The organism is Acinetobacter sedimenti (genome assembly GCF_022601685.1).
Taxonomy (GTDB): Bacteria; Pseudomonadota; Gammaproteobacteria; order Pseudomonadales; family Moraxellaceae; genus Acinetobacter; species Acinetobacter sedimenti.
Window position 1 is genome coordinate 191299 of the sequence record NZ_JAKUML010000002.1, and the last position, 15235, is coordinate 206533.

At 43.0% G+C, this 15235-nt stretch carries 12 protein-coding genes, 1 tRNA gene and 1 pseudogene; 5 read left to right on the top strand and 9 right to left on the bottom strand.

The features are described 5' to 3' along the window. Positions 1-19: 19 nt before the first annotated feature. The 4 genes from dnaJ to MKI79_RS01975 form a co-directional block, all read right to left on the bottom strand. Entirely contained in the window at positions 20-1150 is a 1131-nt protein-coding gene (gene dnaJ, locus MKI79_RS01960; RefSeq protein ID WP_241570384.1) for a molecular chaperone DnaJ, read from the bottom strand. Positions 1151-1376: 226 nt separating this feature from the next. Continuing rightward, positions 1377-1754 carry a hypothetical protein gene (locus MKI79_RS01965; RefSeq protein WP_241570385.1) on the bottom strand — a complete coding sequence of 126 codons (378 nt, stop codon included), beginning with the start codon at positions 1752-1754 and terminating at the stop codon, positions 1377-1379. A gap of 164 nt (positions 1755-1918) precedes the next feature. Continuing rightward, a complete protein-coding gene (locus MKI79_RS01970) occupies positions 1919-5056 on the bottom strand; it encodes an efflux RND transporter permease subunit (protein ID WP_241570386.1) in 3138 nt (1045 codons plus the stop codon). 3 nt (positions 5057-5059) lie between these two features. After that, positions 5060-6253, bottom strand: a complete 1194-nt coding sequence (locus tag MKI79_RS01975) for an efflux RND transporter periplasmic adaptor subunit (protein WP_241570387.1) — start codon at positions 6251-6253, stop codon at positions 5060-5062. A 217-nt stretch (positions 6254-6470) separates the two neighbouring features. Here MKI79_RS01975 and MKI79_RS01980 point away from each other — a divergent pair, with 217 nt between their 5' ends. From MKI79_RS01980 to MKI79_RS01990, 3 genes are all read left to right on the top strand, one after another. After that, the gene (locus tag MKI79_RS01980) at positions 6471-7091 is read left to right on the top strand and encodes a TetR/AcrR family transcriptional regulator (protein ID WP_241570388.1); all 621 of its coding nucleotides are present in this window, start codon (positions 6471-6473) and stop codon (positions 7089-7091) included. Between the two features lie 259 nt (positions 7092-7350). Beyond that, positions 7351-10044 (top strand): phosphoenolpyruvate carboxylase, encoded by a 2694-nt coding sequence (ppc, locus tag MKI79_RS01985; RefSeq protein ID WP_241570389.1) that lies wholly within the window; start codon positions 7351-7353, stop codon positions 10042-10044. A gap of 197 nt (positions 10045-10241) precedes the next feature. Continuing rightward, a complete protein-coding gene (locus MKI79_RS01990) occupies positions 10242-10871 on the top strand; it encodes a DedA family protein (protein WP_241570390.1) in 630 nt (209 codons plus the stop codon). A gap of 196 nt (positions 10872-11067) precedes the next feature. Here MKI79_RS01990 and MKI79_RS01995 read toward each other — a convergent pair whose 3' ends face one another. Next, complete coding sequence (locus tag MKI79_RS01995) at positions 11068-11913, bottom strand: NAD-dependent epimerase/dehydratase family protein (RefSeq protein WP_241570391.1); 846 nt, start codon at positions 11911-11913, stop codon at positions 11068-11070. Positions 11914-12091: 178 nt separating this feature from the next. Here MKI79_RS01995 and argA point away from each other — a divergent pair, with 178 nt between their 5' ends. After that, a complete protein-coding gene (gene argA / locus MKI79_RS02000; protein WP_241570409.1) occupies positions 12092-13447 on the top strand; it encodes an amino-acid N-acetyltransferase in 1356 nt (451 codons plus the stop codon). A 151-nt stretch (positions 13448-13598) separates the two neighbouring features. After that, a complete protein-coding gene (locus tag MKI79_RS02005) occupies positions 13599-13949 on the top strand; it encodes an RcnB family protein (protein WP_241570392.1) in 351 nt (116 codons plus the stop codon). A gap of 81 nt (positions 13950-14030) precedes the next feature. Here the strand turns inward: MKI79_RS02005 and MKI79_RS02010 are convergent, their stop codons facing one another. From MKI79_RS02010 to MKI79_RS02020, 4 genes and pseudogenes are all read right to left on the bottom strand, one after another. Further along, positions 14031-14639 (bottom strand): hypothetical protein, encoded by a 609-nt coding sequence (locus MKI79_RS02010; protein WP_241570393.1) that lies wholly within the window; start codon positions 14637-14639, stop codon positions 14031-14033. A gap of 124 nt (positions 14640-14763) precedes the next feature. Then, positions 14764-14880 (bottom strand): annotated as a pseudogene (locus MKI79_RS11785) (IS30 family transposase); the annotation flags it as partial. A gap of 144 nt (positions 14881-15024) precedes the next feature. After that, positions 15025-15097, bottom strand: a tRNA-Trp gene (locus MKI79_RS02015). Positions 15098-15158: 61 nt separating this feature from the next. Further along, the coding region (locus MKI79_RS02020) for an EF-Tu C-terminal domain-related protein (protein ID WP_445585612.1) at positions 15159-15235 on the bottom strand (77 nt) is incomplete at its 5' end.

Sequence of the window (15235 nt, forward strand, 5' to 3'; positions counted from 1 at the left end):
AAGATAGACACCGCTGAGCTTAGTCAAACAAGTCCGAAACTTTGTCAAAGAAACCTTTCTTTTTCTTCGTATCGTTTTGTAAGTTGTTTTCGCCCAAAGTCTGTTGAAATTCACGGAGCAATTCACGTTGCTTTTCATTGAGATTGGTTGGCGTTTCTACCACAACACGACAAAGCAAGTCACCCACCATTGTGCTACGTACAGGTTTAACACCTTTACCACGTAGACGGAACATTTTGCCTGTTTGCGTTCCTTCTGGAATTTTTAAACTCACACGACTATCGAGTGTTGGGATTTCCAACTCACGTCCAAGTGCTGCATCAGCAATACTGACTGGCACATCCATATAGAGGTCTGCACCATCACGTTGGAAGATTTCATGCTCACGTACCACCACTTCCACGTAAAGATCGCCTGACTGACCATCACGCATCGCTTCGCCTTTTCCTGTTAGACGGACACGATCACCATTATCTACACCTGCAGGAATGGTCACTTCCAAGGTCTGTTGACGATCTTGGATACCGCTACCATGACAGGTATTACATGGGTTTTTAATGGTTTTACCTACGCCACGACAGGTACTACAGGTCTGCTGTACCGCAAAGAAACCTTGTTGCATGCGTACTTGACCTGCACCATGACAGGTTTTACACGTTTCTACATCATTTGGATTCTTGGCACCCTTACCATCGCAAGTATTACAAGGTGCAGGCGCTGAGAAAGTAATGGTCTTCTTGACGCCTTTGATCGCTTCTTCAAGGCTGAGTTCCATCACATAGCGAAGGTCTGAACCACGACGTTGGCGTTGCTGACCACGACTGCCACCACCAAATGCACCACCAAAAATATCACCAAATTGGCTAAAAATATCTTCAGCACTAAAACCACCACCACCGAAGCCACCACCGCCACCAAAACCACCTTCAAAAGCGCTGTGACCCATACGGTCATACATGCTACGCTTTTCACGATCAGAAATAATCTCGTAAGCTTCTGTCGCTTCTTTAAATTTTTCTTCTGCTTCAGCATTATCAGGGTTGCGGTCTGGGTGGTATTTCATCGCCAGTTTGCGGTAGGCTTTTTTTACTTCGTCATCGCTGGCGGTTTTAGCAACACCTAAAACCTCATAATAGTCACGCTTTGCCATGAACAGCGGTACTCCTCACGTGTCATACTGAAAAACAATATCGAAAATCACTGTTCATGAAAATCCATACTGTTCATACTGAAAGATTAAAATGGAAAAATTACAATTCGAATGCGCTAATCATTGGGGCGATTTGGTTTTTTACAAGGAAAAATCAGAAATTTTTGCAAAATAAATGTGCCAATGCCCTACAAGGTATTGGCATTATTAAAGGGAAAATAAAAGTTTAGTAAACTGATTTGCGCTGAAAAAACTTAATTAAGCCTTTCAACCAAGCGTTCAACAAATAAAGCCAAGCGACGATGGTAAAAATCACCCCTGCAATGGTGCAAGCGGTAACCCATATATGTTGATCCCAAATGAAAAAATATAAAGGAATAAACCAAAGTGCAGCAAATAGTGCGATACAGATAAAGATCAGTAAAGTTCTGACGATCCACAACGCATGCGAATTGAGCCAAACTTCGATATCTTCTGTATGTGTTAGACGCATCGCCAATAAGTACGCAAAAATAATCGACACAAAAGTAAACACGGACAGAAACATCATCACATAAGCAAGTAATATCTGCTTTTGCTGTCGTTTTTGCTGTTCCTGACCCATCTCTACCTCAATATGCGAGCGTTATTTCTAGTCCATACCACGTTGTATAGAATGCTCTACAAGGTCTGTAGCAACATTAAACGAGCGTTAATGCAACCTTAACAGACCTAAATGTATTGCAAAAATACTACATATCGGCAAGAGAAGATAGTAGTTTTTGCATACTACGCCCTATTTTCGATATGTTCGTCTTTCTTGACTTTGAACCATGCTGCATAGACCGCAGGCAAGAAGAATAGTGTCAGCACAGTTGCCGCAATCAACCCACCCATAATCGCAACCGCCATTGGTCCAAAGAAAATACTTCTAGACAGTGGAATCATTGCCAATACTGCAGCCAACGCCGTCAAGATGATCGGTCGGAAACGACGTACTGCTGATTCGATAATCGCAGTCCACCGATCAGAACCTGTCGCAATATCTTTTTCGATTTGATCAATCAGAATCAATGAGTTACGCATGATCATACCTGATAACGCAATCGTCCCGAGCATCGCCACAAAACCAAATGGCTTGCCAAAGAGCAATAAGAATACTGTGACACCGATTATGCCTAATGGTGCGGTGAGCAACACAATGATCGAGCGAGAAATACTCTTCAGCTGTAGCATTAACAAGGTAAATACTACTGCCAAGAACAATGGCATGCCTGCATTTACAGACTTTTGACCACGTGCTGACTCTTCGACTGTACCACCGACTTCGATCAAGTATCCATTTGGCACTTGCTGACGGAGTTCATCAACTTGCTCAGTCATTTCTGCAATGAATGTTGCAGGTTGCTTTTCGGTACGCATATCTGCACGCACGGTAATGGTTGGCAAGCGGTTGCGATGCCAAATTAACCCATCTTCAAAGCGATATTCGATATTGGCAATCTGCGCCAATGGCACACTACCACCATTATTGGTTGGCACGGCAAGACTCGCCAATGCACCAACATCAATCCGCTCATCAGCTTCACCACGCATACGGATTTCGATCAACTCACGCTTTTCACGATACTGATCAATCACACTGCCTGTCAATGAGCTACTCAGGAAGTTTGCCAAGTTCTGACTACTTACACCCATCTGACGTGCACGATCTTGATCAACATTGAGATAAATGATTTTACTTGGTTCGCCCCAATCAAGGTGTACATTGGTGACGTCTGCTTGTTCACCCAATGTTGAAGCAAGCTGTTGTGCCCACTTCCGCACCTCACCGACATCTTCACCTGACACACGATATTGCACTGGATAGCCAACAGGAGGGCCATTCTCAAGCAAAGACACACGTGTACGGACTTGCGGTAGGATTTCACGCAATTGCTTATCTAGATTTTGACGAATTTCATTACGCTCTTCCAAGGTCGTCGCAAGCACTACGAATTGTGCAAAACTGGCTTGAGGTAACTGCTGGTCAAGCGGTAGATAAAAACGTGGCGACCCTGTACCGACATACGCCACATAGTTATCAATACCATCTTGAGTTTTTAAGAATTGCTCAACTTTTTGTACTGCTTGTTCTGTTGCTTTAAGTGACGCACCTTCTTCAAGCTTGAGATCAATCAAAATCTCTGCACGGTTAGATGGCGGGAAGAACTGCTGTGGCACAGTTTTAAATAAAGCCAAAGAGCCGACAAACACTAAGATAGTCGCCACAATCACTGTTTTGCGATACTCAACGCAAGCATTGACCATCTCACGAAAGCGTTGGTAAAACTTAGTTTGGTATGGGTCGTGATCCTCATTATGCTCAACAGCCTGCGGTGCAGGCTGTTTACGTAATTTTGCCCATAGACGTTGATACCACGGCGCTTGCTGACGCATATTCTGAAAATCAGGCAATAGTTTTGCACCGAGATAAGGCACAAATATGACCGCTGCAACCCAAGACACCACCAAAGCAATAGTCACCACTTGGAAGATCGAACGTGTGTATTCGCCAGTCCCTGATTGCGCAGTCGCAATCGGTAAGAAGCCTGCTGCAGTGATGAGTGTCCCTGTCAACATTGGAAATGCTGTACTCGTCCATGCATAGCCTGCTGCTTTGAGCCGACTATAGCCCTGCTCCATTTTGATCGCCATCATTTCCACAGCGATAATGGCATCATCGACCAAAAGCCCGAGCGCAAGAATCAGTGCGCCCAGTGAGATTTTATGCAATCCCACATCGAAGATATTCATGCCTGCAAAGGTCATCGCTAAGACCAGAGGAATAGAAAATGCCACCACTAAGCCAGTACGAAAGCCTAGAGAGAAGAAACTCACAAGCAAAACGATAATCACCGCTTCTGCCAATACTTTCATAAACTCATTGACACTACGCTCAACCGCAACAGGTTGATCCGATACTTTGCTCAGGCTCATACCAACTGGCAAGGTATCTTGTAGGCGAGCAAACTCCGCTTCAAGATTTTCCCCTAAAGCAAGAATATCCCCACCTTTACGCATGGATACCGCAATACCAATACCATTCTCACCCATAAAGCGCATACGAGGTTGTGCAGGTTCGCTAAAACCACGATAAACCTCAGCCACATCACCGAGCTTAATCGTACGATCACCAACCAAAAGTGGCATTTCACGAAGTTCATCCACCGAATTGATTTCACCGCTCACCCGAAGCTGGATGCGATCCGAACCCGTTTCAAAATAACCTGTTGAATTAATACTGTTTTGTGCATTTAAAACTTGTTGAATCTGAGTGACAGGAATCCCCATATTGACCGCTTTGGTATTGGAAATTTCTACCCAAACTTTTTCATCTTGCAAACCAACCAGTTCAACTTTCCCAACATCCGCCACACGTTGCAACTGAAGTTGTAAGCGATCTGCATATTCTTTTAAGACGCCATAGTTATAGTCTGCACCAGTCAACACATAGATATTGCCGTAGGTATCTCCGAACTCATCATTAAAAAATGGTCCTTGTACGCCTTGCGGTAATTCATGTTTCATATCACCGACTTTTTTGCGCACGTCATACCATACGTCAGGGATCTGCGCCGAACGCATGGAATCCTTGGCAACAAAAGTCACCATCGACTCACCGGGACGTGAATACGCCGTGATACGATCATATTTGCCAGTTTCCATCAGCGTTTTTTCGATACGATCTGTGACCTGTAGGGACACTTCTTCAGCCGTTGCACCTGGCCAATAGGTCTGCACCACCATCACCTTAAAGGTAAACGGTGGGTCTTCACTTTGCGATAGATTGGAATAAGAAATAAAACCTAAAACCGCCAAAAGCACCATAAAATAAAAGACTAAGCCTTTATTTTTCAGTGCCCACTCTGAAAGATTAAATGACATGATTTAACCCTCCGATATGGTTTTTTGAGTCGAAGCTGATGCTTTCTGAATTGGGCTGGTTTGTGTCTGATTATTGCTTTGCTGTATTGTATTATCTTCAAGAGAAACTGGTCTGTTATTGACATCAACTAGACGTACTTTTTGTTTCTCACGGAGCAAATGCACCCCACCAACCACGACCCATTGATCAGGCTTTAAACCTGCAAGTACAGGCACACGATCATGCTTATATTCGCCCAGTTGCACCCACGTCCGCTTTAAAGTTTGATTGGGGTTGATCACCCACACATACGGTTTTTCATCAATCGCAGATACACTTGATAATGGAATGCTTAGCTGTGCATCTTGTGAAGTTTGAAAGAAGACCCTCGCACTTTGTCCAAGTTGAATCGCTTGGCTTTGATCGCGCAATGCAACTTTGACTTGGAAAGTACGACTTTGATCCGCAGCAGGAGAAATCTCACGCACATACGCATCATAACGCTGATCAGGCGCAGACCATAAGCTAACTGTTGCCGACTGACCGACACGCAAATCACGCACCGCATTTTCTGCAACACCGATCACCACTTCACGCTCGCCATCTAACGCAAGCTGATACGCCGTCTGACCCGCAGCAACCACTTGCCCAACTTCAATCTCACGGTTGGTAATCACGCCATTTTTGTTGGCACGAAGTTGATTGTATTGGCTTTGGTTTTGCGCCATGGCATAGTTGGATTGGGCTTGTTTTAAGCTCGACTGTGCCGATTTATATTGATTTTCAACACTATCATATTGTGAACGGCTCACCGCATTTGCAGGCAGTAATTGTCCAAATCGTTTGAGCTCCGCTTGTGCATTTGCCAATGCAGATTGTGCCTGTTCTAACTGTGCCCGAGCAGCATTCAACTCAAGATTGGCATCTTTGACATCTAAGCGAGCGAGCACTTGCCCGACACTCACACGATCGCCAATATCCACCGATCTTTCAACAATTTGCCCCCCGACACGGAATGCAAGATTGGTTTGTTGACGTGCTTGGACTTCGCCTGCATAGCTGTGTAGCTGTTGGTTACTGGTTTTTGGCTGAGTCACCATGACGATTTTAAGCTGTTCGGGTTCTTGCTCTTGTTTATTGCACCCAACCATAACCAAGCTAAGCAATATTGCAATACTGGTCGTTGTCCAAGCCCCAAAATGCTGTCGTTTTTTCATGTTTTGCACTCTTTATTTCCGCGTCGATCCACGCTTTTGCGATTCCATGCGAGCGATGTTTTATCACAATGCTTCGCAATTTCTATACTATAGAGTATAATAATTGTTGCTATTGTAAGCTAGAGCTTTTTTCACGGCAGTACAGTCAATTATGTAACTGTGCCCTGTTGTGTAAAAACTCCGATTTTATTTTTGCTGTATTTGAGAAATGTTCAACATGCAACCTCAAGTTGGTCGTCCTAAAGATTTGAAAAAGCGCCAAGCCATTTTGGAAGCTGCCACACAAAGCTTCTTAAGTACTGGCTATGAAGGCACAAGCATGGACAGCATTGCCAAGCAAGCAGGTGTATCCAAACTCACGGTATACAATCATTTCCAAGATAAGGCGCAATTGTTCGGTGCAGCGATTGCGATGGTTTGCGATCAACGATTGCCTAAACATTTTTATCAACTTGATCCAAACAAGTCGGTCGAAGCGCATTTAACGGATTTGGCAGTGGCATTTTTAAAGATGCTTTATAGTGAAGAGGCGATCAAACTGCATCAACTGTTGACCAGTCTAGCGAGCCAAGCCCCTGAATTGGTAAGCTTATTTTATAATGCAGGACCACAACAAACTCGTACGAACTTGCTCTCGTTATTTCAACAATTTCAACAACATCAATTGATCGAAATGGATGATGAATCCGTTGCCATTGATTTGTTTTGCAGTCTAATGACCGATGTCCATCATGATCGGGTTATTTGGGGGATTGATCCTGTACCGAATCATGAACAAATCCAAGCCAAAATTAAAAAGCAATTAAGCATCTTTTTTAAAGTTTATCCTTTGCATTAAATTTCTTTATCCCTTCCTCCTGCAACATTGCATACTTTTTGCTTTCACATCCTTGAAGAGCTGACGTCAACAATCGTTTTCGGTCACGTCGTACACTTTTACATACAATCTATATCAGACTTTAGCAGGACAGATTTGTGGCAAGATCACCAAAGCGAGTAGACTAAGCCAAGTAAATTAAACAAAGTAGATTAGTAAGTACATTAAAGCAAAGCGTTTGTTGAGATTTTTACCCAAACTTTGAGGAGCTAACCAGATCATGAGTCAATCCGAAATAGATGTTGAACTACGAGATGATGTGCGTTTACTGGGAACTTATTTGGGTGACACATTAAAACAACACGTCGGACAGACACTCTATGATCAGGTCGAACATATTCGCAAATATGCCAAAGGCGCACGAGATGGCGATGCGCAAGCTCAGCAAGAGCTTGAAGATTTTTTACAACATTTAAGTGATGAAGACGCACTCCCATTGAGCCGTGCTTTTACTCATTTTCTCAACTTTGCCAATATCGCTGAGCAGTATCATGGTGTGCGTCAGCGTCGTCGTAATCAATTTGATTTAGATGGCGATATGCTCAATCAAAGCAACGTCTTACAACAACTTTTTAAACTCACTCAATCTGAAAATATTAATAAGCAAACGCTATTTGACAGCATCTGTAATTTGCATATTGAACTGGTATTGACAGCACATCCAACTGAAGTCAGCCGACGCACGCTGATTCAGAAATATGATGATATTAGCCGTTGTCTTGCAGAACTCGATCAACGCAAACTCACGCCGATTGAGCAAGCACAGCTCGAATCCGAGTTACAACAAGAAATCACCGCTGCTTGGCAGACCGATGAAATTCGTCAGAAGCGCCCTACACCTGTCGATGAGGCGAAATGGGGCTTTACCACTATCGAACAAACCCTTTGGACGGCTGTACCGAAATTCATCCGTGAACTTGATCAGTTGGTATTGAAGCACTGCGGAGAGCGTTTGCCACTGGATAGTGCGCCGATTCGCTTTGCTTCATGGATGGGTGGCGATCGTGATGGCAATCCGAATGTCACGCACAGAGTGACCGAAGAAGTGCTATTACTTTCACGTTGGAAAGCAGCGGATTTATTTTTAAAAGATATTGAAAATCTGCGTTGGGAGCTCTCCATGCAACAATGCACGGAGGAATTCGCAGAGAAAGTAAATCACCATGTTGAGCCGTATCGTGAGCGTTTACGTGATCTACGAGATCGCTTGCAACTCACTTTGAAATGGTTAGACACACGACTGCATGGACAAAGCAATTTAGATGACACAGGCGTTTTGCAGTCTACATCTGAGTTGCTTGAGCCTTTACACGACTGCTATCAATCGCTTGTAGATAGTAAAATGCAAAATATCGCAGATGGCTTTCTACTTGATGTGATTCGTCGTGCCAATTGTTTTGGCATTGAACTGTTAAAGTTAGACATTCGCCAGGAATCCACTCGTCATCGTCAAGCTGTGAGTGCGATTACTGCTTTTCTTGGTTTGGGTGAATTTTCTACTTGGAGCGAACAAGCGAAGCAAACTTGGTTGATACAGGAACTTGCCAATAAACGTCCGTTACTTCCGCATCAGCTCGAAATTAGCAAAGATGATGCCCTCGCCAATGATGAAGTGCAGGAAGTCTTGGCTACTGTGAAGATGTTGGCACAACAACCACATGAGTCACTTGGCGCATATATCATTTCGATGGCAGAATATCCAAGTGATGTACTGGCTGTGATGCTACTGCAAAAAGAAGCTGGCGTAACGAAACCGCTACGTGTCGTGCCACTCTTTGAAACTTTAGATGACCTTGATCGTGCCGCATCAAGTATTGACCAATTACTGAATATTCCGTGGTACAAACAACGCATTCAAGGCAAACATGAGGTGATGATTGGCTATTCGGATTCTGCCAAAGATGCGGGCTTTATGTCGGCAAACTGGGCGCAATACCGTGCACAGGAACAGCTCACAGAAGTTGCGCAAAAGCACGGCATTCAATTGACCTTATTTCACGGTCGTGGTGGCTCAATCAGTCGTGGTGGTGCGCCAACTCATCAAGCCCTCTATGCACAGCCACCAGGTTCGATCAAAGGTGCTATTCGTGTCACCGAACAGGGCGAGATGATCCGTTTTAAATTTGGTTTAGAGCCAATCGCCATTCAGAATTTAGAAATTTATTGTGCTGCAACCCTCAAAGCGACCTTACTACCACCGCCAAAGCCTGAGCCTGCTTGGCGAGATTTAATGCACACGATGACCGCAGAATCAGTGCAATTGTATCGTAAAACGGTGCGTGAACATCCCGAATTTGTGCGTTATCTACGTACAGTCACGCCAGAATTAGAGCTTCAAATGTTACCGTTGGGCTCACGTCCTGCGAAGCGTAAAGTCGGTGGTGGCATTGAGTCTTTACGTGCGATTCCGTGGGTATTTGCATGGACGCAAATCCGTTTGATGCTCCCTGCATGGCTTGGCACAGGTGCTGCGATTGAACATGCACTCGATGCACAACAAAAAGACACGCTATTGACCATGCTGGAAAAGTGGCCTTATTTCAACACTTTGATTGATATGTTGGAAATGGTCTTGGCAAAAGCTGATCCACGTATTGCACAATATTACGAGGCTCATCTGACTAATGATCCTGCGTTGATCGAACTAGGGCAAACTCTACGTGATCGACTTGATAAGGCTGTGCAGACTTTATTACAGCTTAAATCTGAGTCTGCACTCAAAAATGATAAAGACAATTTTGATCAATCCATGCGTGTGCGCAAAACCTATTTATTGCCATTACATCTATTACAAGCAGAGCTGATGCGCCGTCGTCGGCAATACCTTGAACAAGGGTTAGAGCAGACACCCATCGATCATGCGCTGATGGTGACTATTGCTGGGATTGCGGCAGGATTACGTAATACGGGATAAACTCAGAAATATCGTCGAAGTCATTGACTTCTGATACAAGGCAAACGAGTGAAGGTGTCCGAGTTGTACTGCGAACGAGGCTAACGATGTAGCAGATTTGAAGTACTTTGACGATTCATAAAAAATCACAGATTGTCTAATGCAAGCGCACGCTACACCTGCTAGCATTAGGCAAATTTTTATTTGAATGAACCGCAATGTATTTGCTCGATTTTATTTTGCATGTCGATCAACACTTGGTCGAATTCGTCACCAATTATGGCGTATGGATTTACGGCATATTATTTCTGATCATCTTTGTCGAAACTGGCTTAGTCGTCATGCCATTTTTACCGGGTGATAGCTTGCTGTTTGCTGCGGGCGCGCTTGCTGCTACAGGGGCAATGGATCCATTTTTACTGACTTTTTTATTGTTTATCGCTGCTGTACTTGGCGACACCTTGAACTATCATATTGGTAAATATATCGGCCCTCGTGTCTTTAACATCGAGTCACGTTGGATCAATAAAGAATACTTGTTGAAAACCCAAGCTTTCTTTGAAAAGCATGGCGGAAAAACGATTATTTTCGCACGTTTTATTCCCTTTGCACGGACTTTTGCACCCTTTGTTGCTGGAGTCAGCTCGATGAATTATAAATATTTTTTAAGTTATAACGTGATCGGTGCGATTTGTTGGGTGGCATCGTTTATTACTTTGGGTTATCTATTCGGTAATATTCCTGCGGTCAAAGACAATTTCACCTTCGTCATCTTCGGTATTATTTTCCTGAGTATTTTACCTGCGATCATTACCTTTATCCGTGAGCGAATGAAAAAACAGGTTTAAGATATAATGCTGATCAGTTAAGCGGAATTTCATTATTACTGATTGATAAATCTCCCCCTTGCGAAACAATGTTTCTCATCTTTGAAAAGAGGGGCATACCATTGAATTCAACACTGTATTGAATGTCGAAATACTCCCTCCTTTGAAAAAGGAGGGCTGGGGAGGATTAAAAATGCTTAACTGACTGGCATTAAGGCTAGGTGGGAATTGTCTTGGTCAATAAAGGATGCGCAGGATATTTCAGCTTATAGCCTGACTGCGTAAAACGTTCCGTACGTAGTCGTTTGCCTGTTGTCTTTGCATCAGGATGAATTCTTAGCGGTTCAAACAGATTTTCTGCACGGATTATATTGAATAATTCGTGCTGTAAAGTCGGACGTTGATCGCTCAGGATATAGCTTGATTCGATATTTTCTACCGAAATTAAATGCTGTAAAAAACCGACCAAATCCGTGCGATGAATCCGGTTCGTCCAATGATTTTCGTGAAGCTGATGGGTTTCCAAAGCTTTCTTTTTTAGAAATCCACTATGCTCCCGATATAAACCACTCGGGCGGATGATGGTTAATTTTTCTTGCCAATAGGCTGACCACAGTTGCTCTGCTGCAATCAAGGTCTGACCAATAGAATCATCTGTATTCGGAATGCTTTCATCATTAATCCATTGCCCTTGATCTTCGCCATAAACTCTTGTCGATGAGATAAAAATGACTTTCTGCACAGGATGATGTTGCAATGCCTGAAATACTGAGCGAGCAGTATCAATAAAAATCCGTTGGTAGGAATCCACATTTCGTTCATCAGGGGAAACGATTACATAAACCCAATCAAAGCTCGGCTGATGGGATAGATCTAAATCTTGAAAATTTAAACTTTGAATGTCTTGCGCAAGATGTTGAATATTATCGTAGGAAAATGTTTTTGCTGTTCGACTGACACAGATGATTTGATGCTGAGCTTGATCATTATTGTAAGTGTCTTGAGTAAGTTGCTCAGCCAATGCTTGACCAATCTGTCCACAGCCTAAAATTAAAATATTCACCGCAAATCGCACCCTTGCAAATAACCACATGATGATTTATTACTTATCCTAATCGCTTTTTGATATGCTTGGAAAGTTAAATACCACGCTAGAGTTAGGACAAGTCGTGACAAAACAAGTTCAAGCCAATACACAAGAAAATCTTTTACAGATCAATGCTTCTGTTGGACAGTCATCTGTGCCTGATTCTTCCACACCTAGCTATGTCCATTGGTTTCGTCATGCCGCACCGTACATTAACACGCATCGAAACAAAACATTTGTCCTGATGTTTGGCGGTGAAGCACTCCAGTCTGATAATTTTCAGCATATTATTCATGATATTGCACTACTTCATGCGCTTGGAATTCGTCTAGTACTGGTGCATGGTGCCCGTCCGCAGATTAATCATAATCTCGCACAGCTCAATCTCGACACGCCATTTTTAAAACATCGTCGCATTACCACTCGTGAGTCTTTGCCTGCGGTACTCAATGCAGTGGGCTCGATTCGTTTGCAGATCGAAGCCTTACTCTCTATGGGCTTGGCAAACTCGCCAATGTACGGCGCACGCATTGATGTGGTGTCGGGTAATTTCGTCACCGCAAAACCTTTTGGAATCCACGAAGGTGTCGATTTTCAACTGACAGGTGAAGTACGTGCAATTGATAGCGATGCGATCAATCACAATCTACAACATGGTCAAATCGCTTTGCTAGGTCCAACAGGCTACTCAACTACTGGCGAAGTGTTTAACCTGCGTGCCGAAGAAGTGGCGACACGTGCTGCCATAGATTTAGAAGCGGATAAATTGATTTTCCTCGGTGAGCAACGTGGCTTCCTCGATAGCGATCAACGCCTAGTCCGTGAACTGAATCCACAGCAAGCGCAACACTATTTAAGTCATATCGACTCGGCAAATAGTGAACAATATTTGCATTTATCAGGTGCGGTACAAGCTTGCCGTGCTGGGGTTAATCGTTGTCATTTATTGTCTTATCATCAAAATGGTGCGTTACTCGGTGAGCTGTTTACACGTGATGGTTTAGGTACGCTAGTCACAGCGATGGGCTATGAAGCAGTACGTCAAGCAACGATTAATGATGTCGGCGGATTATTGAACTTACTGCGTCCACTCGAAGAACAAGGCATTTTGGTCTATCGCTCACGTGAACGCCTTGAAGATGAGATTGAACATTTTGCCGTGATCGAACGTGATGGTATGATCCTTGCCTGCGCTGCGCTGTATCCGCTCGACAATGAAAGTGAAAATAAAACAGCAACTGGAATAACATCAGCGGAAATCGCTTGTGTCGCCGTGCATCCAGACTATCGCAAGTCCAATCGTGGCGTACAAGTGCTACAATTCCTTGAGCAACGTGCCAAAGCACAAGGCATTCAACACCTGTATTTGCTGACTACACATACAGGGCATTGGTTTATGGAGCAAGGCTTTGAAAAAGTTGAACTCAGCGAATTGCCGAGCGTGCGTCAAGCCATGTACAACTATCAACGTAATTCACAGGTCTATCGAAAACGCCTAATCAAAGCGTAAAACGACTGAATATGTAAGAAAAATGCGAAATCCATTATTTCTACATAGTTTTCACGTAAAACTAAAGCCAAATTCATCACTCGTCAGCAAGCATCGGTTATGATGCTGTTCATTAGAGATCTGCGTAAATAGAAAAGAGATAGGTTGCTTCATGAAACAACTTGCTGGAATGATTTTGATTGTATTGCCCTTATTGGCGGTCAATGTGAGCCATGCTGCGCCACATGAAAAACATCAACATGATGAGGCATCAGAACAGATGCAACACGAACAATATCAGCAAGAAAAAGGAAAATCTAAAGAGAAAAAGCGTCACCGTGGTGATGGACGATTAAAAGCAGGTATGCCATTACCCGAAGAGTTTCGCAATGCAGAACGTGTTGATTTTAAAAATGGTCAAAACCTCTCTGAGCCATCACGCTATCAACAATGGGTCAAAGTCAAAGATCGCTATGTCCTGATGAATGTACTCACCAACACCATTATCAAAGTCGAAAAATAATAAACCACCTTAAAGCTGGAGTCTTTAAAGTGGTTTAAAAAGTTATTTCTGTAGCAACTCAAATGCGCCTAAATATTACACTCAGAATTTGCAAGATTTTGCTTTTTGATAAATCTTGATATTTTCTAAATCAGTATCATGCTTTTTATGCATTGCAACAATTTGTTGCGCATCCATACCTTGCAATTGAATTTCTGCCTGTGAGTTAGATAAGTTATTACCAACATTCGCCAAAGTATTTGAATATTCAGAACCTCGACCTGTTTCTGCCATGACTTTACCAGCGAAAGACATCAGACCACCAAGCATTTTTTTATTGCTGCTTGTTGCCGCTTCTTGTTGTGCTTGTGTATTGAGGTTGTCATATGTTTCAGCTTGTGATACCAAACTTTTCTTTTCGCGATCCGCAGCTGCAGCCGTCACCGCCAATGCAGCGCAATCCATACCACTTAATTGAGAAACGCTCAATGGCGCAACATCCATAGCTGCTTGATACTGGTTCGTTGCTTGCGCAGTTTGCTGCTGTTCTTTCTGTGTTGTAGCCATATTAGCTGCATGGTTTAATGCTGAAGCTGTATCTTTGTTTTGAATTGCAGAAGCAACTTTCAGTGCATTATCTAAAAATCCTGCATGACTAAGCCCTGCGCATAGACATGTCATAATTCCTAGGCTGAGTATTGATTTTTTCATGGTCGTCCCCTGTACTATCTTGGTTTGAATCGTATTATAAAAGTTTAATTACTTTATTATATTGTAATTATTAATAAATAACACCCCCTGTTTAGGGGATATCTATTTTTTATATTTATATTTCTTAGATTAGCAATTGAAGTGCAACACCATGTTGTTGCCATAATACCTGACTCGGACTTTTAAAGCCGAGTCTTTTTCTTGGGCGGTGATTCAGACGTTGAGTGATTTCTGCAATATAAGCATTGATCAAACTGCAAAAGCTACATAGTAATTGTTCTATTTTATCCTAATAGCAACCATTCAATTCAAATTTTGATGTGGGCACTAATGAGGGTTGTAAAAATATAAAATTATTAAAATCAATGATTTAAATTCTCATTTGCAGGCCAGGAGGGACTCGAACCCCCAACATTCGGTTTTGGAGACCGACGCTCTACCAATTGAACTACTGACCTATAAAGCAGATCGGAAACGCATTTCCGACCTGAAATATCTTTAAATTATCCGAGCAGTAACTTATGCAGTTACTTTCGCAACAACACCAGCACCTACTGTACGACCGCCTTCACGGATCGCAAAACGTAGACCTGGAT